General features: G+C 65.0%; 18 protein-coding genes and 1 pseudogene. 7 read left to right on the top strand and 12 right to left on the bottom strand.

Translation table 11 applies throughout. The features are described from left to right. Positions 1 to 22 precede the first annotated feature (22 nt). Entirely contained in the window at positions 23 to 655 is a 633-nt protein-coding gene (locus tag IFU11_RS18300) for a LysE family translocator (RefSeq protein WP_192019872.1), read from the bottom strand. A gap of 199 nt (positions 656 to 854) precedes the next feature. Here IFU11_RS18300 and IFU11_RS18295 point away from each other — a divergent pair, with 199 nt between their 5' ends. Both IFU11_RS18295 and IFU11_RS20875 read left to right on the top strand, forming a co-directional pair. Continuing rightward, positions 855 to 1,418 (top strand): CGNR zinc finger domain-containing protein, encoded by a 564-nt coding sequence (locus tag IFU11_RS18295; RefSeq protein ID WP_192019871.1) that lies wholly within the window; start codon positions 855 to 857, stop codon positions 1,416 to 1,418. A gap of 121 nt (positions 1,419 to 1,539) precedes the next feature. Next, positions 1,540 to 1,836, top strand: coding sequence for a helix-turn-helix transcriptional regulator (locus IFU11_RS20875; RefSeq protein WP_192019870.1), 297 nt, complete (start codon positions 1,540 to 1,542; stop codon positions 1,834 to 1,836). A 339-nt stretch (positions 1,837 to 2,175) separates the two neighbouring features. On the opposite strand, the gene IFU11_RS18285 is transcribed toward IFU11_RS20875, so the two are convergent. Next, positions 2,176 to 2,319: a hypothetical protein gene (locus tag IFU11_RS18285; RefSeq protein WP_192019869.1), complete on the bottom strand. Its 144-nt coding sequence runs from the start codon at positions 2,317 to 2,319 to the stop codon at positions 2,176 to 2,178. A 42-nt stretch (positions 2,320 to 2,361) separates the two neighbouring features. Between IFU11_RS18285 and IFU11_RS18280 the strand changes: the two genes are divergently transcribed. Together IFU11_RS18280 and IFU11_RS18275 are read left to right on the top strand one after the other, a co-directional pair. Continuing rightward, positions 2,362 to 3,087, top strand: coding sequence for a DUF6338 family protein (locus IFU11_RS18280; RefSeq protein ID WP_192019868.1), 726 nt, complete (start codon positions 2,362 to 2,364; stop codon positions 3,085 to 3,087). 59 nt (positions 3,088 to 3,146) lie between these two features. Further along, a pseudogene (locus IFU11_RS18275) lies at positions 3,147 to 3,332 on the top strand (transposase); the annotation flags it as partial. A 225-nt stretch (positions 3,333 to 3,557) separates the two neighbouring features. Here the strand turns inward: IFU11_RS18275 and IFU11_RS18270 are convergent. Then, the gene (locus IFU11_RS18270; RefSeq protein ID WP_192019867.1) at positions 3,558 to 4,541 is read right to left on the bottom strand and encodes a hypothetical protein; all 984 of its coding nucleotides are present in this window, start codon (positions 4,539 to 4,541) and stop codon (positions 3,558 to 3,560) included. Positions 4,542 to 4,832: 291 nt separating this feature from the next. Beyond that, on the bottom strand, positions 4,833 to 5,582 hold the full coding sequence (locus IFU11_RS18265; protein ID WP_192019866.1) for a TIR domain-containing protein: 750 nt from the start codon (positions 5,580 to 5,582) through the stop codon (positions 4,833 to 4,835). A 526-nt stretch (positions 5,583 to 6,108) separates the two neighbouring features. Between IFU11_RS18265 and IFU11_RS18260 the strand changes: the two genes are divergently transcribed. Next, entirely contained in the window at positions 6,109 to 6,696 is a 588-nt protein-coding gene (locus IFU11_RS18260; RefSeq protein ID WP_192019865.1) for a recombinase family protein, read from the top strand. A 320-nt stretch (positions 6,697 to 7,016) separates the two neighbouring features. Here the strand turns inward: IFU11_RS18260 and IFU11_RS18255 are convergent, their stop codons facing one another. Both IFU11_RS18255 and IFU11_RS18250 read right to left on the bottom strand, forming a co-directional pair. After that, the gene (locus tag IFU11_RS18255) at positions 7,017 to 7,628 is read right to left on the bottom strand and encodes a hypothetical protein (protein WP_192019864.1); all 612 of its coding nucleotides are present in this window, start codon (positions 7,626 to 7,628) and stop codon (positions 7,017 to 7,019) included. 186 nt (positions 7,629 to 7,814) lie between these two features. After that, on the bottom strand, positions 7,815 to 10,604 hold the full coding sequence (locus IFU11_RS18250; RefSeq protein WP_192019863.1) for a DUF7507 domain-containing protein: 2,790 nt from the start codon (positions 10,602 to 10,604) through the stop codon (positions 7,815 to 7,817). A 321-nt stretch (positions 10,605 to 10,925) separates the two neighbouring features. On the opposite strand from IFU11_RS18250, the gene IFU11_RS18245 reads away from it, so the two are divergent. Further along, a complete protein-coding gene (locus tag IFU11_RS18245; protein ID WP_192019874.1) occupies positions 10,926 to 11,816 on the top strand; it encodes an arsenic resistance protein in 891 nt (296 codons plus the stop codon). A 163-nt stretch (positions 11,817 to 11,979) separates the two neighbouring features. Here the strand turns inward: IFU11_RS18245 and IFU11_RS18240 are convergent, their stop codons facing one another. Both IFU11_RS18240 and IFU11_RS20440 read right to left on the bottom strand, forming a co-directional pair. Then, positions 11,980 to 13,635: an FAD-dependent oxidoreductase gene (locus IFU11_RS18240; RefSeq protein WP_192019862.1), complete on the bottom strand. Its 1,656-nt coding sequence runs from the start codon at positions 13,633 to 13,635 to the stop codon at positions 11,980 to 11,982. Between the two features lie 129 nt (positions 13,636 to 13,764). Next, on the bottom strand, positions 13,765 to 13,956 hold the full coding sequence (locus tag IFU11_RS20440) for a hypothetical protein (protein ID WP_244631933.1): 192 nt from the start codon (positions 13,954 to 13,956) through the stop codon (positions 13,765 to 13,767). Positions 13,957 to 14,049: 93 nt separating this feature from the next. On the opposite strand from IFU11_RS20440, the gene IFU11_RS18235 reads away from it, so the two are divergent. After that, the gene (locus IFU11_RS18235; protein WP_192019861.1) at positions 14,050 to 14,334 is read left to right on the top strand and encodes a metal-sensitive transcriptional regulator; all 285 of its coding nucleotides are present in this window, start codon (positions 14,050 to 14,052) and stop codon (positions 14,332 to 14,334) included. 65 nt (positions 14,335 to 14,399) lie between these two features. Here IFU11_RS18235 and IFU11_RS18230 read toward each other — a convergent pair whose 3' ends face one another. From IFU11_RS18230 to IFU11_RS18215, 4 genes are all read right to left on the bottom strand, one after another. Beyond that, on the bottom strand, positions 14,400 to 15,677 hold the full coding sequence (locus tag IFU11_RS18230) for an MFS transporter (RefSeq protein WP_192019860.1): 1,278 nt from the start codon (positions 15,675 to 15,677) through the stop codon (positions 14,400 to 14,402). A 244-nt stretch (positions 15,678 to 15,921) separates the two neighbouring features. Then, positions 15,922 to 16,251, bottom strand: a complete 330-nt coding sequence (locus tag IFU11_RS18225; protein ID WP_192019859.1) for a carboxymuconolactone decarboxylase family protein — start codon at positions 16,249 to 16,251, stop codon at positions 15,922 to 15,924. 74 nt (positions 16,252 to 16,325) lie between these two features. Then, complete coding sequence (locus IFU11_RS18220; RefSeq protein WP_192019858.1) at positions 16,326 to 17,585, bottom strand: MFS transporter; 1,260 nt, start codon at positions 17,583 to 17,585, stop codon at positions 16,326 to 16,328. A gap of 84 nt (positions 17,586 to 17,669) precedes the next feature. Continuing rightward, the gene (locus IFU11_RS18215) at positions 17,670 to 19,676 is read right to left on the bottom strand and encodes a glycoside hydrolase family 3 protein (RefSeq protein ID WP_192019857.1); all 2,007 of its coding nucleotides are present in this window, start codon (positions 19,674 to 19,676) and stop codon (positions 17,670 to 17,672) included. Positions 19,677 to 19,749 lie beyond the last annotated feature (73 nt).

Here is a 19,749-nt window from a genome sequence, read left to right as displayed (position 1 = left end):
GGGCTCGTCTTCGACGAGCGCGCTAAGTCATCAGTCCGATCGACACCTCGCCAATGATCGTGAGCGCAAGCACGATGTATACGGCGGCGGCGACGTAATGCAGCACGGCGCCGGCTCGTGGCGACTCTGAGAAGCGCGAGTGAAAGACCCCCGCACCGACACCGATTGCACCGTAGAGGAGAACTTCCATGCCGACGTTGACGGCACCGAGCATGGCCAGCTGCAGCTCCGGTTGCGTCGCCTCGCCTAGGAACTGCGGCAGGACCGCCATGAAGAAGAGGATGACCTTCGGGTTGGTCAAGCTCACTATCACGCCTCGGATGTAGGGGCGTTCTGTGGCGATCTCGGGCGCTGAGTCAATGGAACGGCGAGCGCCTCGGATGGTCGAGTACGCGAGCCAGAGCAAGTAGAGGGCTCCGAGCACCTTCACCACGTCCAGGAGCAGCGGATAGGTCTGAGCGAGGCGTCCGACGCCGACGACCACTGCGATCGCGTAGACGGCCATACCCGTACCGATGCCGAGGATCGCCTTCGCCGCAGCTGCTCGACCGCCGGCTAAACCGACCGCGAGCATGTAGGCCATGTCCGGCCCCGGCGGTATGAGGAACAGCAGGATCACGGCAATGAACCCCGGCAGCACGCTGACGTCAGCCATCTCCGCACGTCCTTGCCGCAATGCCTCGACATACCTCGATTGAGGGGCCAATTGCACTGCCCGCGCCCTGGGCGAGAGGCAACTGACGTGTTCGCATATCCATTTCCTGTCGCGACTGAGCTGCGACAAGAACGCAAGCACCGGCAAAGACGGTTCTATCAGAGACGGGTTGACGAACACAACCGCCTAAGGTGGTTCCATGGCTGCACGAGCGTTGGCTTTCCGCACGGGCAACGTGCTCGCGACTACGTTCACGGGGACGTTGTCGGAACGTCATGGCGTGCGAGTGGAGCGAGTACCGACGACGCAGCGACTCCTCGACTGGTTCGAGCTCAACGACTTCGCTGTTGGCTCGTGCTCGCCCGCGCAGCTTGACCGAGCCTGCGAACTGCGTGAGTCGATCCATGTCGTAGCTACCGCGGCAGCATCGAAAGCGCGCCTCCCAGCTGCGGCCACTCGGATGCTCAATTCCTGCAGCACCCAAGGGCATGCCACGGCCGTGCTGACCAAAGAGGGCGAACTGCGATGGCACCTCGAGACGGCATCCGTAGAGGATGCGCTGAGCGTGATCGCGGCGGATGCGATCGCGCTCGTCTCAGGTGGACGAGACGGCCGACTGGCGGTGTGCTCATCCGCCACCTGCCAAGCCGTGTTCCTCGACTCGAGCCAGAGCCGCACGCGTCGCTGGTGCGACATGAACTCGTGCGGTAACCGTCAGAAGAAGGACCGGCTGAGGGCCAAGCAGCAAGCCAAGACGCCCTAAGAAAAAGGATCGCGGCGCATGGCCTCACCGAAACCCCGGTTCGATTGATTCGCGTACCGAAACCACCTGAGGTTCTGGTGCAGCGTTCCGTTTCCTACGCCGGCTGAACACCGGAGGCACCATGGGACGCCCGGAGAAGGCTCTAGTTGATGCAGAAACACCCGCAGGCGCGTTTGGGTCTGCTCTTCGAGATGCGCGACACGCGGCGGGGATGAACCAGACAGAGTTGGCGGATCGAAGTGGATGCAGTCCTGCAACTGTGAGCCAAGTCGAGCGGGCAAGGTTCCTGCCTGCGTACGATCTGGTGCTTGCTTGGGAGGTCAATCTAGCTGCGCTGGGCCAACTGATACCGCTTTGGAGCGAAGCGGTACTGCGAGCTCATCGGCGTCGGCGCTGCTCGATTCCGTACGAAGGCTAGTGTCCCGGCAAGTTACGAAAACTCGTCATTGTCTCGGTCTCATTCGGGTCCAGGTCGTTGGTTACCCACGGAAGAGCCTCCGTGCGCGTCTCGAAGGGAGTGCCTTCAAGAGCCGTATGGGCGCCGGCGTGGCTGATTCAGGAGTCTTCGTCAGCGGGTTTCTGGCGAGTCGTCGTTCGGCGAGACCTAATGGGCGGGCTCTGTCACGAAGGCGTCAGAAATCCTACGCACCTTCGTGCGTCAGGCGATCCGTACAGCTCTGAGTAGCTCACTGAGCAGCTGCTCGACCACGTCGAGGGGCTAAGCGTGCTCGACGTGGGGCGGCTCGCGCCTCAGTAGCTATTTTTTTGGTGCCGGCGGCGGTTTGATCTGTGAGGTCGCAGGACGCGGTGCAGGCGTGTACTGCACGCGTGCAGGCTGCATGCCGTGTTCAATATGCTTGCCGCTAGACGTCTGGTACTGCCCGGTGAGGCGATCGGTCATGTTGACCTCCTTGGGTGACATTATCCACTACTGAAAGAGCTCATGCCGACCAACATCTGGGGAGTCGCCTTCTACGTGTTCGCCTTGTTTCCAGGCGTAGCTTTTCTCTTCGCGCGCGAAGGGCACCGTCCGACGGCCAAGCGCTCAGTGCTGCGAGAAACAGCGTCCGTGGTACTTGTCAGCGCAGTGTGTGCCGCTCTACTCGCTGTTCCATTTGCCCTGCTCTCCCTCCTTTGGCCATCCTTCAACACCGAAGTCATGCGATTGATGAGTGGCGATCTCGCCTGGGTCCGTAACAATCTGTCGGCCTCAATCGGCCTCAGCATCGTGATTCTCGCGGGTGCGACCTGCCTCGGGTACGCGCTCGGCACGAAATGGATGGACGATCACGGCCTCGAGAAGCTCTGGAAGTCCTCAATTCCGCGCGACACCTCGGCCTGGATGGCAATGTTCTCGGCTGCCGAGGGTCAAGCGGTCGATGTTGCATTGACCCTGAAATCGGGCGCTTGGGTGTCCGGAACGCTCTACACCTTCGACAATGACCCCGACCCACACCCGCACCGTGTGGTCACACTCACCCAACCGTTCTATCGACCTCCAGGAGCAGAGGACGCCGTCGCCCTGATGGAAACCGACTTCCTCATGATCGAAGCGGGCGAAATCGAGCTGATTCAAACTTCCATCAAGGTGGTTGATCCGGAGCTCACTATGACGGGCCCCGAGCTCATCACGCCCGAAGGCTCACCTTCCGCGAATTCGACCTCGTAACGGTCAGCCAATGGCTGCTACACCAGCTGAGATCGCGGGGCATACTTTCATTTCCTGTCGACGTGCTGGCCTACTTCGACCGGCCCGGCACCAGCAACGGGCCGACGGAGGCGATCAACGGCCGACTCGAGCATCTCCGCGGTTCCGCGCTCGGGTTCCGCAACCTGGCCCACTACATCGGCAGGTCGTTGCTCGACGAGACCGGCGGCTTTAGACCCCAACTGCTACACCTTCGATTGGGATGAGCCGTCAAATCGAGCGTCAACGCGGCGATGGCTTCTGTGACGGTCGGGGACGAATGGGGACAGGCGTCGTGCGATTGCGTTAGTTGCTTCGACGGGTAGTTCAGGCACGGTGCCGAAATCGGTTCCCCCGCCCGGCAGAGTGCCCGCGACGTGGAAGTGCAGGTGCGGGATGGCCTGGTGAGTCTAAGTATTCGGACTGGGACTCCCTCCGCTCCTACGACAACTTCATTTCGCAACTGATGTGATCTCCGCTCGATCGAGTTCTTCCAGGACGGCCGCAGGGCTTGAGATGAGTTGCACTAGACCGGACATGCGTTGGGCCCACTCGGCCGGGGTCGATTCGTCGTCGTAGGCCGAGGCGGTCCAGAAGTGACGCCGGATGTTTGCGGGGAGCGACTCGGCGATCGCCTTCGTCAGCCGGTCGGCGCGTTTGGACTGTGGGGAGGGTTCGTACCGTTTCTGGGGCCGATCAGAAACCACGGCCGACGTGGCCGTGGGTGCGGTTGCGGCCTGGATCTGGGCCGCAGTGTCGATCGCCCAGCCCTCCAGTGCGCTCCCCAAAGGGATGGCCACCCGTTGCGTGCTTGCGATCGCCGCGCGCCCGAGCGCTAGGGATAAACCACCAGGGTCTTCGTGGTAATTCAGGTAGCGGGCGACGTCGACGCCGGGCGGGCACACCTCGGCAAGCTCGACGTCGCCCACAAAGTTGCTGGGATCTATGAGCCAGTCCGGACGCACCGTCACGTCGGGGCGAAGGCGGACCCTGTAGAGGTAGAACTGCTGGCCTTCGTCCGCCTGATCGTCGATACGCCGAAACATGTTGTGAATCGCGGCCTCATAGGTTCCGACGTGGAGCGCTTTCGCTCTCTGTCGCTCCGCCCACGCGGCCACACGCTCGTTACCGCCCATCATGAGTCGGGTCGTAGCAGTTAGCCGTGCCGCGGGGTCGATGGACCGGCGGGGCCAGTCGTCGTGCGTCGACGTGTGATACCAAAATAGGGTGGGCACTGCCTCGTCGATCAGAGCAGCGTCGTCGGGGTCGACAGTGACGCGCGGCGCATCCTCGGCTTCGCAGGTGACACCGCATCCGGGACAGGCTTCCTTCGATTCATCCCATCGCTCGATCCAATGGAGCGTGACGGTCCAGCCGTGCCCGCAACACTGGCAGAGCATCTGCCGGTCATGGTCGAAGTTGACGGGTCTATCCACGCTTCATTCTCAATCGTGACCCTGGCGCGCGAGGCGTTGACACGTACGTGTCACAGAACTGAGATCCCGCATCTGGGCGTCCCCGCTCTAAACTATTGCAGTCGCGACTCAGCCCGGATCCTCTCGCCCAGGTGGCGAGGACGGCAAGATTGCTAGAGAGCAATCCGTACTGGGTGGTGGCCGAGACACAGCGGCCTCCCCGGAGGTGCCCCCGGTAGTGCCTGGGTTTGAGTGTCGCCCCCGGGGAGTAAGCCGCAATGGCCGCATCCTCGGGGGCATGCTTCTAGCAGCTCATGTGGCCAATGGTGATTCGGAGATGGGCAACCCGAGGGCCGCGCTGACGCGGAGCCCATTTGCGCGTAACAGGCCCACGAATCTTTTCAGCTCAGCACGCATATGGTCGGCTTGGGTCTTCGACATCGAGAAAGTGGCACCACGTGGGGACCGCAGCCGCAGGGTTGTCTCGCTGTTCTTCTTCACCGCCCACCCCTGAGCTACCGCACTGCTGCACACCAGAGCGATTTCTCGCTCAGCCAAAGAGTGCGACCCGCCAGCTGCTCTTTCGATGCGTGAGCGCTGTACTGCGCCGAGGGCCTTGACCCTGTCTTCTACCTCGAGAGCGGCCGCGGAAACAGCGGCTCTCAAGTTGCCATCCGTTTGCTCGTGGAAAGGCAGGCGGGTGATTCCCAATATGTCGGTGGGGAGTTTGAGGTCTGCGGTCGGGAGGAGGTAGACCCGCTGACGGCTCAAAACTCCCACGAAAAGAGCGTATTCGAAGATGACGTTGTCTCGGGCCGCGAGACTTTCCTTACCGCGGCTTGTAACGGCATCATCAGGGGTCGCGATGAGGACAGCGAAGTCCGCGTCCTGAGCCGCCTCTCGGAGGGAATCCAGGGTGACGCCACCTGCCTCAAACACACCCTGGTCCCAGCGGTGCACGTCGCAGGATGCCCCCAACTCGGCCTGCAGGGCACGTGCGATCGGCATGCCTTCCGACGAGCTACCGATAAAGACGCGAGCTTTGGCACCTGACCCACTCATGTGCCAACCATAGGGGGTTGGGGCCGTATCCCTGCGACATCCCCATGCAGCCGAGACCTCGACCGCACGGGTGCCTACGGCATAGCTCTTCGAGGGGGGTAGCCGATCTCTCGCGGGAGCTGCGACCCATCAGCTTTCTCAGCGCCGCCGCACTACCCGAGCGCACGCGCTGCACTCGGGGCACTGGTGCCGTCGGATCACATCGGGCTCTCCGTGTGCATGGCTGAGCGAATAGGGCCCCGGCCAGTTGACCGGAGCCCTGTCTGATAAGGGCGATCACCGTCGACCACACGCGCCCGTGCGCTGAATCGGATGCTAGGTCCCTCCGTCTGCCTGCTCTTCCCTCCGTACAAGATTCGTCTCAAGAAGCTACAGGTTTACGAGACACGAGGCCGACCGACGACCCAGGGTGCTTCGGGCCCGAGGGTCCGCAGATCTTGCAGTCGTCGTTCTGTCTCAAGAACTCGTCTCACGGCACTGCGTGTCTCACCGATGCTGGCGCGGGTTTCTGAGACATGCTGGTGCGATGAGGCAGATCGGATACACCAGAGTCAGCACCGCCGGCCAGGACGCGCAGCTGCAGCTCGACGCTCTTGTCGACGCTGGCGTGCAGAAGCGCGACGTGTTCGCGGACGTGACCTCCGGCAGTAGGACTGCAATCGAGCGGCCCGGGATGACGAAGCTGCTTGAGTATGCCGAGGCAGGCGACACGGTGATCGTGTGGCGCATCGACCGACTCGGCCGCTCCCTCATCGACGTCCTCAACACCGTCGAGCTCCTACGCAGCCGCGAGATCCAGGTGCGATCCCTCTCCGACGGCATCGACCCCGCAACATCAACGGGCCGACTCATGTTGCACATGCTCGCCACCCTGGCCGAGTACGAACGTGAGCTCATCGTCGAACGCGTGAACGCCGGCATCGCTGCGGCACGCGAATCGGGCACACGGTTTGGGCGCCCACCCGTGAACCCCGACATCATCACCGAGAAGCTCGCCATCGTCGCCGAAGCCCGCGGCCGCGGCCGCACCGCCGCAGAAGCCGCCGCACTCGTCGGCTGGAGCAGAGCCTCGCTCTACAGACACCAGACCAACACCACTGCACGAACACCCTGACGTTCAGGGTAGGCCGTACGCGGTAACCGAAAACCCTCGGTGGCCGGGAGGATCTGCGATCTCGATCGGATCGCGGATACCACGCACGTTGAAGTCGGTCATGCGTGGCGTGACATCCTATTGACTTGGCCACTCTAGAACGCGCGCGTTGGCTTCAACCACGACTGTTACCACATCGGTGGAGCCGAATTCGGAGAACCGTAGCGGTAGCGCTTCACCTGAGGTATGAGCTTGTGTAATCCGTCGCTGAATGAACCGTGCCACGGCGCCCGACGGTAAGTCATAGGTCGATTGACCGTGGACCAACACCCACCGCGGCTTCATCTTTTCACTCCTGGAACTTCAGAGATGAGGATCGTGTCAAGGGTTTCCACAATGTCGTTTGCGTTGAAGAGCTCGAATGCCGAGATCCGCTCGCGGATGATCTCCGAGGTAGCGGCAGCGATGGCCCTGCCTCTAACAGTCGCTAGCGATGCGTCCTCGAGTCGAAGCCGCCGGGCGATGTAGTCGGTCAAGTTACGGAACAGAGCGTCAGCAGATGCATCGTCCGTAAGCGCTGTTTCGTATACAGTTCTGTATTGCCGAATGTGGTCGGTTACGGTTCCTACCGCCAGGAGCAGCGCCGCCCGCCGATCATCGGCGCTGGTCATAATCATTGGGTCCGGCGCGTCCGCACCCTCAAGGGCAATACGCATAGCTTTGTTCAGCAGGTCAGTCGCGTTTCGGCCGTGGGTGTAAAACGTAGATCGGTTCATGCTTGCCCGTTGAACGATCTCGCCAACGGTGAGCTGCGCGGACGGGTTCTTCGCAGCGAGCTCGATCACTGCAGCGGCGAGTTTTGCTGCCGTTTTCCAGTAGCGCGGGTGAGTCCGACGTGTCTCCACGAAACGTCGGTCGTTTTCATGGGTCCGAAGGTTCTCAGACGAGTTCATTATGGGTGGTTCCTTTAACACACGAGCGCAAGCCGCCTTTGCCGGCGCAATATCTTCATCTACCGCAGGTCAGTACGTTCTTCTGTATGACGGCGGCTCTACTGCTCCATTACGGCCGGACTTCACGAAACGGCTCCGGGCGGGTGGAGTACCGATTTCCACCCGCCCGAAGTTACTTACGTGTCTCTATGCCGCACGGCGACGGGTGCGGCGTCCTGCGACCAACCCACCTCCCAGAAGCAGCAGGAGGAGAGCGCCGATGCCCAGAGGCAGCACGTTCGCGCCGGTCGAAGCGAGCCCCGGGCCCGGTGTCGGGACCTTGACCGTCGACGGCGGCGACTCGACCCCTGGGCCGGCGGGTGGGACACCCACGGCAGTCGCGGTGTTGCTGATCGAACCTGCGTTGAGGTCAGCCTGGGTCACCTTGTACGTGGCGGTGCAGGTGATCTGCTGGCCAGGGGCGAGAGTGGCGGCTCCAGCTGGGCAGACAATCGCGGAGAGGGTCCCGGTCCCGGTGAACTTTCCTTCCGTCACTGCGACGTTGCTCAGCGTCACATTCCCGGTGTTGGTCACCTGGAATGAGTACGTGATGACCTGACCGACCGTGGTCGCTTTGTCCGCGTTCGCGAGCTTGACGACAGCGATGCCGGGAGCGGGCGGCGATGGGACCGTGACTTCGGACGGCGGCGAGGTGGGCGGGGTACCCCCGCCCGGTGGCGTCCCGGTCGCCGTGGCGTTGTTCGTGATCGTGCCAGCATCGACATCAGCCTGCAGGACCGTGTAGGTGGCAGTGCAAGTGATCTGCTCACCTGGCGCCAGAGATGCAGCGCCAGCCGGGCAGACGACCTCGGAGAGCTCGCCAGCGCCAGAGAAGTCGCCCTCGTTCACAACCACATCAGTCAACGTGACATTGCCCGTGTTCGTGACCAGGAAGGAGTAGGTGATGACCTGCCCGACGACGAAGTCTTCCTGAGCTGCAGCGTCGGCCGCCTTGACGACGGTGATCGCCGGTGCTGGGACTGAGGGGACCTCGACCGTCGACGGCGGCGACTCCACCGGCGGACCCGTGGGCGGGGTGCCCGAGGCCGTGGCCGTGTTCGTGGTGTTCCCGCGATCAACATCAGCCTGCGTCAGCGTGTAGGTCGCCGTGAACGTCGTCGACGCCCCGGGAGCAAGCGTCGCAACCGACGCCGGCGCGACCGCGCTGAGCGCACCCGAACCGTTGAAGTCGCCCTCGTTCACAACCACGTCAGTCAACGTGACATTGCCCGTGTTCGTGACCAGGAACGAATACGTCAGCTCCTCACCAACCTCGTAAGAAGCCTGACCAGCCGGAGCAACCGTCTTCGCAACCGTCAACGCCGGTGCTGGGACTGAGGGGACCTCGACCGTCGACGGCGGCGACTCCACCGGCGGACCCGTGGGCGGGGTGCCCGAGGCCGTGGCCGTGTTCGTGGTGTTCCCGCGATCAACATCAGCCTGCGTCAGCGTGTAGGTCGCCGTGAACGTCGTCGACGCCCCGGGAGCAAGCGTCGCAACCGACGCCGGCGCGACCGCGCTGAGCGCACCCGAACCGTTGAAGTCGCCCTCGTTCACAACCACGTCAGTCAACGTGACATTGCCCGTGTTCGTGACCAGGAACGAATACGTCAGCTCCTCACCAACCTCGTAAGAAGCCTGACCAGCCGGAGCAACCGTCTTCGCAACCGTCAACGCCGGATCCGAGATGGGGTTCGTGGTGCACGCGGTGTTGTCGGGGTCGCAGGATGTTGGTGGGGTCGTGCCTGTAGGGATGACGTAGTTCGACAGCTGTCGGTCACCAGTTGCTGGATCGTTGATTGTCACCGCGTAGGTGATGGTCGTCTGACCACCGACCGGAATGATCCCGCTGATCCGGAAGCTCTCGTCTGCAATCGGGTCGATCGTCAGCGAGGTGCCAGACGACACCGCGGGTGGGCTGGTGACTGTCGCGTCGTCGAGAACCGAGGACAGATCGTCAGTAAGGTCGACTTCCGCGGGAGCTGTCCCGTTCGTGTTCGCCAGGGTGATCGAGTAGGTCACCGTCTGTCCCAGGGTCACCAGGGTGCCCGAGGCCGGGTCGGACGACTTTGCGACGGTCAGCTCGGAGCACAGACCGCTGTCCTGCTGAGAGGTAGCACCGAAGAAGGGAAGCCCGGTTGCCGCGAGGATTGTCGTTGGCACTGGTGCGGTCGATGCAGCCGTGGGGACGGATGTGATCTCGTACAGATTGCCCGTGGCGCCCGCAAGGTAGATCTTGCCGCCGCTTTGTGCTGCGCCGTACGACTCGGGAAGGGTGCCGACCTGGGTCACCGCGAAGCTTGGTGAGATGCGGAACAGTGCGTTTCCATTTGGCCCCGATCCCACCGCGAGGACGTCGCCGTCCGCGAGGGAGAGGAAGTCGCCGGCAGACCCGAAGCCGGCGGGGAAGGCGGCTTCGTACAGGGTCGCGACACCGGTGGTGGGGTTGATGCGGAAGATCTGCTGCGCGGTCGCGCTGCCGCCTCCCACGCCGCCGACCAGGAGTGAACCATCAGCCAACGCGCTCAGAGCGTTCGGGAAATAGTTCGTTGCAGGGAGACCAGTGATAGCGACACGTGCCGTCTCCGCCCCAGTATCCGGGTTGATCGTATACAGGAATGGCACGCCGGGGAGGATGCCGTACAGGGTCAAGCCGTCGCTAGAGAAAGCGATGTCTGTGTATGAGCGCGGAACCGGGACGCTGCCTTCGAGTGCACCCGTCGCTGAATACTGGTTCAGTACGGGGGTAGCGCTTCCCGTATTCACGTAGATGTTCCCGGGCGTGCAGATCGGCGCCGCAAGGGCAGACTGGGCTGGAGTAAACACGCTAAAGACAGTGATCATGCCCATCAGGAGGGCGAACAGCACGGCAGCCGCGGTGCTTTTCCTGACCGTTCCGGTATCGTCTCGGAGAGTCGATGGTCGTGTTGCGGACATGGGTTCCTTCCGGAGCGGATCACGAGGTGCTGTGATTCTTGGCGGCCGACTGACAGATTTTTCACAGGATATGTTGCTGGCGGGGTCCGGTTCCAGCGCGAAACTACCTAGTTTCGCCAGGTGGATAAAAACCGGTATTCGCCTAAGAAGAGCTCGTCGGCACCCGCGGCGCGGAGATCGCGAAACGCGTCGACACCTACGCCACCGCCCTGCACCACGGCATGACCGTTGACGCCCTGAGCGGCCTCGACCTCTCCTACACGCCGCCACTCGGCTCCCCGTGGGACGCCGTGCAGGTCGCCACGCAGGCCTGGAAGCGGCCTGCTACTGCCTGGCGCGCATCATCTGGAAGTGGCGATCGAGCCGGTGCTCGCGCTGCCGCTGTTCGCGACGTTCCTCGGAGTGCCATTCGCCGCCATCGGGCGCGCGCTTCGCGACGTCCGGTTCCTCGGCGCGGTCGGGCTGGTGAACTTCGTCATCGTCCCGGTGGTCGCCTACGGGCTGTTGCGGTTCGTCGCGGATCAAGCGGCGCTGCTATTCGGGGTGCTCCTGGTGCTGCTGACGCCGTGCATCGACTACGTGATCGTGTTCGCCGGCCTCGCGGGAGGAGCCGCGGAGCGCCTGCTCGCGGCGGCTCCATTGCTGATGCTCACGCAGATCCTCTCGCTGCCCGTCTACCTGCTGCTGTTCATCGGTCCCAGCGGTGTCGCGGCCGTCGAGCTCGGCCCGTTCGTGCGGGCATTCCTGCTGCTCATCGTGCTGCCACTGACCGCGGCCGCGGCGACCCAGTGGCTCACCAAGCGGCACCGGATCGGACGCGGGATCGAGCGCACGATGCTGGCGCTGATGGTGCCGCTGATGGTCGCGACCCTGTTCACCGTCGTTGCCTCGCAGGCGGGGGCCGTGAGCACCGCGGCCATGCAATTGCTTGTGGTCGTGCCGCTGTATGCGGCGTTCCTCGTCATCATGGCGTTCATCGGCACGGGTGCCGGGCGGCTGTTCCGCCTCGACGTCCCGGCGACCCGTGCCCTGGTGTTCAGCGGTGCCACCCGGAACAGCCTTGTCGTCCTGCCGCTCGCGCTCGCGCTGCCCGCTTCGCTCGTGCTTGCGCCCGTGGTGGTCGTGACGCAGACCCTCGTCGAGCTGGTCGGCATGGTCGCGTTCGTACGGCTCGTCCCGCGGCTGGTTCGGGCCCGAAAACCGGCCCGCTGACCCGTCCGTCACCTGTGGATAACTTCGGCGCGAAAAGCGCTGATAGTATATATTATGTCAACTCTTTGATCGAGGACCCCTCTCCCACGGATGACCGGCGCGGTCGCTCCGCCAGAGACCCATCCAGCGTGGAAGCTCCTCGGAACCAGACCACGGCATATCACTACGGCCGCGCCGGCAGGCCCTCTCCTGAAGCGTGCTGACCGGCGAGCCACGTGCGGTACCCGCCGTCGAGGTTTCGGACCGAGCGCCCTCGTTGCGTGAGGAGCCGGGTGGCGATGTGGCCGCGCAGGCCGACCTGGCAGTGAACGACGAGCTCTCCGGACGGCAACTCTGCCAGGCGCTCGCGCAGGTCGTCGAGCGGGACGTTGATCGCCCCGGGGATGCTCCCGGCGGAGTGCTCGTCGCGCGAGCGGACATCGATGAGCGATGCGCCAGCGGCGCGTGCCTGTTCAAGCTCGTGCCACTGCACGGTTGGCGTCGTGCCGTTACGCGTGTTCTCCGCTGCGTACCCGGCGATGTTCACGGCGTCCTTGGCGGATCCGAACTGGGGTGCGTAGGCGAGCTCCAGGTGCGCGAGCTCGGACGCGGTCAGGCCGGCGTGCATCGCGGTCGCGATGACGTCGATGCGCTTGTCTACGCCGTCACGGCCGACGATCTGCGCCCCTAGGATGTTGTCCGTCTCCGGGTCGGCGAGGAGCTTGATCGAGAGCGCCTCCGCGCCGGGGTAGTACCCCGCGTGCGAGCTCGGATGTACGTGCACCTGATAGTGCGGGCGGGCCGCGGCGCGCAGAGCCTTCTCGCTCCAGCCCACCTTCGCGGCCACCAGGTCGAAGACGCCCACCACTCCGGTGCCGAGTGCCGGGCGCGCTGCGGCGTCTCGTCCGGCGATGACGTCGGCGACCATGCGCCCGTGCCGGTTCGCCAGTCCCGCCATCGTCACGAGCGCGGCGTCGCCGCCGACGAGGTCCTGCTTCTCGACGCCGTCGCCGACGGCGAAGACGTGCGGGTCGCTGGTGCGGCTGGCGCTGTCGACCCAGATGCCGCCGCTCTCCCCGATGCGCAGGCCAGCAGCGGCGGCAAGAGCAGTCTCGGGGACGACGCCGGCGGCGTCGACGACGAACGCGGCGGGGATGCGGGAGCCGTCGCTCAGCACCACGGCGTCGCGTTCGATGCGGTCGATCTGCGTGTCCAGGCGCAGGTCGACGCCGTGCGCGCGGATCTCCTCTGCCAGGGGCGTGGCCATCTCCGGGTCCAGTGGGGACAGCACCTGAGCGCCTCTCTGGACGAGCGTCACCTGGGCTTCGCGGGCGACGAGGTTCTCGACCGCCTCCAGCCCTGTGTAGCCGGCTCCGACCACGATGACGGGGGTGCCGGGCGTCTGCACTGCGCCGTGGATCGCGTCGGCGTCGGGCACGGTGCGCAGCGTCATGACCGGCATCCCGGGGTCCTCGAGGAGGGGTCGCGGGCGCGCGCCGGGGGCCAGGACGAGGTAGTCGTAGGGCTCCATGGTCGACGCCCCGGTGCTCAGGTCGACCACCTCGACGATCCGGGTCGCGGTGTCGATGCGCGTCGCCTCGTGGCGCACCCGGACGTCGAGTCGGAACCGGCGGTGCAGCGACTCGGGGGCCTGCAGCAGCAGGGAAGAGCGATCGGCGATCGTGCCGCCGACGTAGTAGGGCAGGCCGCAGTTCGCGTAGGAGACTTCCCCTCCGCGCTCAATGACCACGATCTGAGCGTCCTCCATGAGTCGGCGCAGCCGCGTGGCGGCGGACATGCCGCCCGCCACGCCCCCGATGATCACGATCCTCGGACTCATTGCTCCGATCCCGTCGCGCACACGCAGCGATCGGTGACCGGCACATCTCCGAGCGCCTGCTCGATGTGCTGTCCGCACCCATCCCAGGTCGGCTTGCCGCAGCTGGAACACGTCACACGCTGGCACATGTCAGCCTCTCCGTCCGAACAGGCGGGCGAGGAACCCTCTGCGCCCCGCGTCAGCCGCCTCTCGCTGCGCCGCGGTATGCGAACCGCCGCACCACTGCGCAGACGGCACCGTCTGCTTCACCTGCTGGACATGCTGGCCGCACCCGGCCCATGTCGTCTTACCGCACACGCGGCACCTCACTGCTCGGCACATCGACGACTCCTCGTTCAAATACTCCAGGGGGTATGCCAACCATACTCCCCGGGGTATCGTAGGAGTCAAATCGACGACGAAAAAAGGACAGCCATGGTAGACACCGCCCCCTCGCCGGCCTACGACGAGGCCGCTCAGCGCAAGATCATCAACCGCCTCCGACGGGCGCAGGGACAGTTGGCGGCGGTCACTGCCGCCGTCGAGGCCGGTGCGCCCTGCCGAGACGTCGTCCAGCAGCTCGCCGCCGTGTCTAAAGCGCTCGACCGCGCCGGATTCCTCGTCATCTCGACAGCGCTCAAAGAATGCCTGAGCCATCCCGACGACGACCAGGCACCTTCGGCGGAGGATCTGGAGAAGCTCTTCCTGCAACTGGCTTGAGCGCCGCTAGGAGCTCAGGTCCTCAACGTCCACCGATCGGTGTAGCTTCGGGCGCATCGAATTCATCACTTGCTTCCCTCAACTGTCCTGCGCGGCCGACGCGGGATCTGGATCGCTACCACTGCTGCCGCCAGAACAAGTAGGCACAGCGCGAGGCCGGAGTATGCGATCGCGGAGAGGACCACGCCCGCGAGTGCTCCTCCTGCGGCGCCGGCGAGGTTCATCAAGAGATCGGACACGCCCTGTGTCGCGGGTCGCTCCTCGGCCTGTAGTGAGTTGTTGAGCATGGCGGACCCGGCGACGGTCGCCGCGGACCAGCCGAGTCCGAGCAGGATCAACGCTGTCGTCACCAGGGTGTGGTCATGCAGTCCAAAGGTCGCCAGCACCAAGGCGGTAGCGAAGATGGCCTGCCCGATGAGGACGACGGTCCGTCCACCCAGGCGGTCGGTGAGGATTCCGAACACGGGTGAGACCGCGTACATCCCTGCAATGTGGAGGCTGAGCGTCAGGCCGACGATCGTGAGCGATGTGCCGTGGGATGTCAGGTGCACGGGCGTCATGCCCATCAGGGCGACCATCGTCGCGTGGCTGAGGGCGAGGGTGATCACTGCTCGGCGCGCGTCGGGGCGTCGGCGCAGGATCGAGAATCCGCCCCGTCGTCGCGCTTTGGGACCTGTGGAGCCTCGAGGCCGTGTGAGGGTGCCCAGGGAGAGGAGGAGCGGGTCGGGGCGCAGGGCCACGGTGTAGAGCAGCGCGCCGAGCAGTTGCGCGGTGGCAGCGATGATGAACCCGCCAGTGAAGTTCGGGAGCCCCAGAGCAGAGCCCAGCTGTTCGCTGGGCCCGGTGAGGTTCGGTCCGGCCACTGCTCCGATGGTCGTGGACCACACGACTACGGACAGATCACGGCCGCGGGTGGCCTCCGTGGAGAGATCAGCTGCGGCAAACCGTGCCTGGAAGTTCAGCGCGGATCCAATGCCCATGACGGCGAGGCTCACCAGGACCAGAGCGGAGCTGCCGATCATGGCGGAGCCGGCGACGGCGACCCCTCCGAGGGCGGCCACGGCCGCACCGAAGGAGAGCGATACCCTCCGTCCATATCGACGGGCCATCACAGCGAGCGGGACAGCAAAAATGGCTGCGCCCAGCGTGTTCATCGTCGCGGCCATCCCCGACCAGGCTTCGGAGCCCGTGACGTCGGTGACCAGAAGGGCTCCCATACTCACCGCCGCTCCGATGCCGAGCCCGGAGAGGATCTGGCCGGCGACCAGTGTCGAGATCGTGCGCCTGCGGATTCTGCCGAGAGCCTGCGGACTGAGGACGGTGGGCGAGCTCTCCTCAGTCATCGAAACGGTTTCGTTCCTCGACGTCATCTTGGCCTTGCTCATCAAACCTCTCAGAATGTGTGTCGGAAGCAGCAGACGACCCGATATCGATCAGATCGTCATGCGGGGGGGCACCAGCACGTGCTGGGCACGCAGACTGCTCAGATGACGATGCGTCGCCGCAGTCGGCCCGGTTTCAGGCCGGACGGAGTAGTTCAGTGCTCCGTCCGGCCCGTCAAACCGCGGGGCCCGATAGCCGTGCGGGTCACTCCTCGGCGGAGATGGCCTTCATGGCCTTCCATCCGTGAGTGACCCCTCCCCCGGCGCGCAGGGCAGCGGCGACCATGACGGCCTCGGCGACGTCGGCCTTGGACGCGCCGGCCTTGACGGCGCGCCCCGCGTGGTCCTCGATGCAGAACGGGCACTGGGTGGTGACCGCGACCCCGACCGCGATCAGTTCTCGGGTGGCGAGATCGAGGTTCCCGGTGTCCTTCTTGAAGACGGCCTTATCGAAGCCGAAGAACGCCGAGACCATCTCCGGTGCGGCGTCCTTGATGTCCGCCATGAACCTTGCTTCCTCGTTGTGGTCGTGCATTGCTTCTCCTTCTCGATCGGTTGTTTCCATCGTGATGCAGGGCGCGTCCGGCACAGGCCAGGCCGGACGCGGGGTCATCGCACGCCCTTGACCTTCAGGACCGCCAGGGCGCCGACGATCGTGCAGGCCCCGGCCACGAGGAAGAGCACGGAGTAGTCCCCTCCGCCCAGGGCGAGGATCGCCGGGGCGATCGCCGGGGCGATGGACTGGGGTAGTGCGCTGGCGATGTTGAACACGCCGAGGTCTTTCGCGGCGTTGTCGCGGTCGGGCAGGACATCGGTGACCAGCGCGAGGTCGACGGCGAAATAGATGCCTATGCCGGCACCGGTGATCGCCATGGCGATCAGGAACATGGTCATCTCCGAGGAGAAAGCGACCACGAGCAGACCGATCCCATACACGAGTGCCGATGCTAGGACGAACACTTTCCGGCGTCCGGTCGCGTCGGAAAGCTTGCCGCCGATGAGGCTGGAGAGGATCCAGCAGACCGAGGAGACCAAGGTGGCGATGAAGATGCTGTCCGGCAGCTCGGTCTCGGTGACGCCGATCTTCCCCAGCAGGTAGAACGCCTGGTAGGTCAGCAGGAAGGACTGCCCCATGACGAACAGGAACCGGCTGGCCCACGCCCAAGCGAAATCGGGGGCCTTGCGAGGATCGGTGTAGAACGTCGATGCGAATTCGTGGAGGGACCATGCGGGCCGATCGACTGCCTCGAGTCGCCGGTCTTTGAGAACGATCATGAAGATGACAACGACCAGGCAGCTGATGGCCATTGGGAACATGAACATGGCGAACTGTCCGAGCGGCGCGACCAGCTGGACGACGTAGGCGGCGAGGAGGAGGGCAAGCGGGGTGCAGATGCCGAGGACACCGGAGACCATGCCTCGTTGGCGCTCGGGGATCTGGTCGGCCATGATCGCGACGATCGCGGCCAGCAGCGCGTTGAAGGAGAGCTGGGTGATCGACCAGCCGAGGACGATCATCCCGATGGACCCGGCGGCAGCCATGACGGCGAGGCCGACGACCGCACCGACGAGACCAACGATCATCCACGGGCGACGCATGCCCAGGCGTGAGGTGGTGCGGTCGCTCAGCCTGCCGAAGAGCGGGTTTCCGATGAGAGCGAGCAGAGCGCCGATGCCGGTGACGAGACCGAGCGCTCCCGGGGCCGCTTCCGCGCCAACGAGCGAGTTGATCTTCAACGGCAGTGTCACCAGGACAGGCGCGAGCAGTGCCAGCCAGACACCCATGTAGGCGAGAACGTAGAGGACGATGAAGCCTGCCCCGACGCGTCTGACGATCGCGTTGGCGGACGTGGGGATTGCACCGGACATGTTCCGGTTCCTTTCTCGAGTGCACGCCGTCGGCCCGCCGTGGCGGAGGCATGCGAGGGTGGTTCAGGCAGGTGATGGGCGGGGTTAGAGCGCTGCGAGGCGGGACAGCAGGTGCTGGCGGCGAGTCTCATCGACGCGGTCGCCGGCCATCGCGACGACGGAAGGCACGTCCATGCCGAGGGAGACGTTCAGCATCGGGTGGTCCAGCAGCTCGGGCATATCCTCGGCGAGGACGGCGCGGGCGTCGGGATCTTTCAGCAGCAGTCCGATGCTCGTCCGGTCGAGGCGGTAGCGGCCTCCGCGCCGCCGGGAGACGGTCGTAGCGGATCGCTCCGCATCGGTGGGCTGCGGGCGGAGCTGCCAATGCTCATATCGGAGACCGAAGCCGTACTCAAAAGCCGGATCTACGGAATCAGAGGGGACGTCGGGCCGGCTGGCCTCCACGGCCTCGGTCGACGAAGGCAGTTCGATGGGGAGGCGTCCCAGTGGTTCGGCCTCGCCGAAGAGAACCCGGGCGAACGCCTCGTCGCTCGCTCCGAACTCCGCGATGAGGGAGTCGACGTGGGGCAGCAGCGGCGTCAGGACCGCGCCGCGGTCGAGGTATACGCCGACCACGGTGGGGGCCGCGCTCGCGACGGCCGCGACATGCTCGACGTCCTGCGCGGGGAACTCGATCGAGCCGGCGTGGAAGAAGGACTCGAGGTCGCCGGGGACGCCTCGCTGCTCGAACGGAGCCGCGACGCGCAGGATCGCGACATCGGCGTCCTCGGGCGCAGCGACGACATTCGCCCGTCCGGCAAGAGCTGCGGGATCCATACCCTCGACGTAGACCGAGATGCCCCGCTCCAGCGGAAGGTGCGCTTTCGTTGTGCCGTTCATCAGCAGGGTGTGCGCGGCTGTCTGTGCACGTAGCCCCTCCTCCCGGGCGTCTGCGGCGCCAACGACGATTTCCGCGCGCTCCGCATCGACGAACGGATCGTCGAACAGACCGAGGGTGAACTTCTCCCGGAGCAGACGGCGGGCGGACTCGTCGATGCGGGACTCGTTCACCTCCCCCGATCGGACGAGCCCGATGAGTGTTCCGGGGATGGCTTCCCCGCCGAACTGGTCGATCCCGGCGTCGAGGGCCTTGACCATGCGCTGTTCGAAGCTCAGGTGCTCAACACCCCAGGGCGTCGCGCCGATGATCCCCCAGTCGCTGCATACGATGCCATCGAAACCGAGCTCTCGTCGCAGCAGGTCGGTGACGATCTCCCGGTTGAAGCTGAACCCGACCTCCTCGTACTCGGTGCCCATCGGCACGCCGTAGTAGGGCATCATCTGCGAGATCCCTGCGGCCAGCACATCCTTGAACGGCTGCAGGTGCATCTCCCACAGCCCGCCCGGGTACACCTGCTCCTTGCCGTACGCGAAGTGCGGATCCTCGCCATCTAGCTGAGGTCCCCCTCCGGGGAAATGCTTGCCCATCGCGGCGACCGAGCCTGCACCGAGCTCCTCGCCCTGGAGCCCCCGGACGTAGGCGACGCCCAGGCGGGAGGCCGTCGCCGCGCTCTGCCCGTAGGTGCCGCCGGTGCGCGACCAGCGGGGCTCGGTCGCCAGGTCGATCTGCGGATGCAGGGCGAGCGTGATACCGACTGCGCGATACTCGCGGCGGACAACCTCCCCGAAGCGCTCCGTGAGCTCCGGGTCGTCGAGCGCACCGAACCCGAGAGGCTCCGGCCACTGGGAGAACGGTCCCGCAGCGAGCCCGGTGCCGGGGTTGTTACCGAAGGCATGGCGCGGATCGCTCGAAATGGTGACCGGGATACCGAATGGCTGCCTCCGCACCTCGGCCTGCACGGCGTTCGCCCACTGCGCCAGTTCCTTCGCGCTGCGCGCCTGGAGGATGTTGAAGTGATTGATCCGTCGCTCCAGCAGGGTGCGGGTCGAGGGGTACCCGATCGGCCCGGGGGTGTCGAAGTCACCGAGGGTCGCGAGGGGCTGGAACATGAGCCCGGCCTTGTCCTCGAGCGGAAGCCTCGACAGGAGGTCCTCGGCGCGCTGCGCCGGACTCAGGGACGGGTCTTGATACGGGTGGGACGGGCTGCTCATGGCCGGGCCTGCTCTCGATGCCGAAGGTGAGGAGCAAATGCGCAGGCGCGCTCCGCTCGGATTCACGAGCTGA

The organism is Plantibacter sp. CFBP 8804 (assembly GCF_014841225.1).
Lineage (GTDB): Bacteria > Actinomycetota > Actinomycetes > Actinomycetales > Microbacteriaceae > Plantibacter > Plantibacter auratus.
Note: the sequence above shows the minus strand (reverse complement) of the source record. Positions and strands in the feature narration are given on the sequence as shown.

Coding starts and splice junctions, on each gene's coding strand:
- IFU11_RS20875 (WP_192019870.1), top strand. CDS start 1,540: ATGGGACGCCCGGAGAAGGCTCTAGTTGATGCAGAAACACCCGCAGGC.
- IFU11_RS18285 (WP_192019869.1), bottom strand. CDS start 2,319: ATGACCGATCGCCTCACCGGGCAGTACCAGACGTCTAGCGGCAAGCAT.
- IFU11_RS18250 (WP_192019863.1), bottom strand. CDS start 10,604: ATGTCCGCAACACGACCATCGACTCTCCGAGACGATACCGGAACGGTC.
- IFU11_RS18230 (WP_192019860.1), bottom strand. CDS start 15,677: ATGACTGAGGAGAGCTCGCCCACCGTCCTCAGTCCGCAGGCTCTCGGC.
- IFU11_RS18240 (WP_192019862.1), bottom strand. CDS start 13,635: ATGAGTCCGAGGATCGTGATCATCGGGGGCGTGGCGGGCGGCATGTCC.
- IFU11_RS18280 (WP_192019868.1), top strand. CDS start 2,362: ATGCCGACCAACATCTGGGGAGTCGCCTTCTACGTGTTCGCCTTGTTT.
- IFU11_RS18300 (WP_192019872.1), bottom strand. CDS start 655: ATGGCTGACGTCAGCGTGCTGCCGGGGTTCATTGCCGTGATCCTGCTG.
- IFU11_RS18260 (WP_192019865.1), top strand. CDS start 6,109: ATGAGGCAGATCGGATACACCAGAGTCAGCACCGCCGGCCAGGACGCG.
- IFU11_RS18235 (WP_192019861.1), top strand. CDS start 14,050: ATGGTAGACACCGCCCCCTCGCCGGCCTACGACGAGGCCGCTCAGCGC.
- IFU11_RS18220 (WP_192019858.1), bottom strand. CDS start 17,585: ATGTCCGGTGCAATCCCCACGTCCGCCAACGCGATCGTCAGACGCGTC.
- IFU11_RS20440 (WP_244631933.1), bottom strand. CDS start 13,956: ATGTGCCGAGCAGTGAGGTGCCGCGTGTGCGGTAAGACGACATGGGCC.
- IFU11_RS18215 (WP_192019857.1), bottom strand. CDS start 19,676: ATGAGCAGCCCGTCCCACCCGTATCAAGACCCGTCCCTGAGTCCGGCG.
- IFU11_RS18255 (WP_192019864.1), bottom strand. CDS start 7,628: ATGAACTCGTCTGAGAACCTTCGGACCCATGAAAACGACCGACGTTTC.
- IFU11_RS18295 (WP_192019871.1), top strand. CDS start 855: ATGGCTGCACGAGCGTTGGCTTTCCGCACGGGCAACGTGCTCGCGACT.
- IFU11_RS18225 (WP_192019859.1), bottom strand. CDS start 16,251: ATGCACGACCACAACGAGGAAGCAAGGTTCATGGCGGACATCAAGGAC.
- IFU11_RS18265 (WP_192019866.1), bottom strand. CDS start 5,582: ATGAGTGGGTCAGGTGCCAAAGCTCGCGTCTTTATCGGTAGCTCGTCG.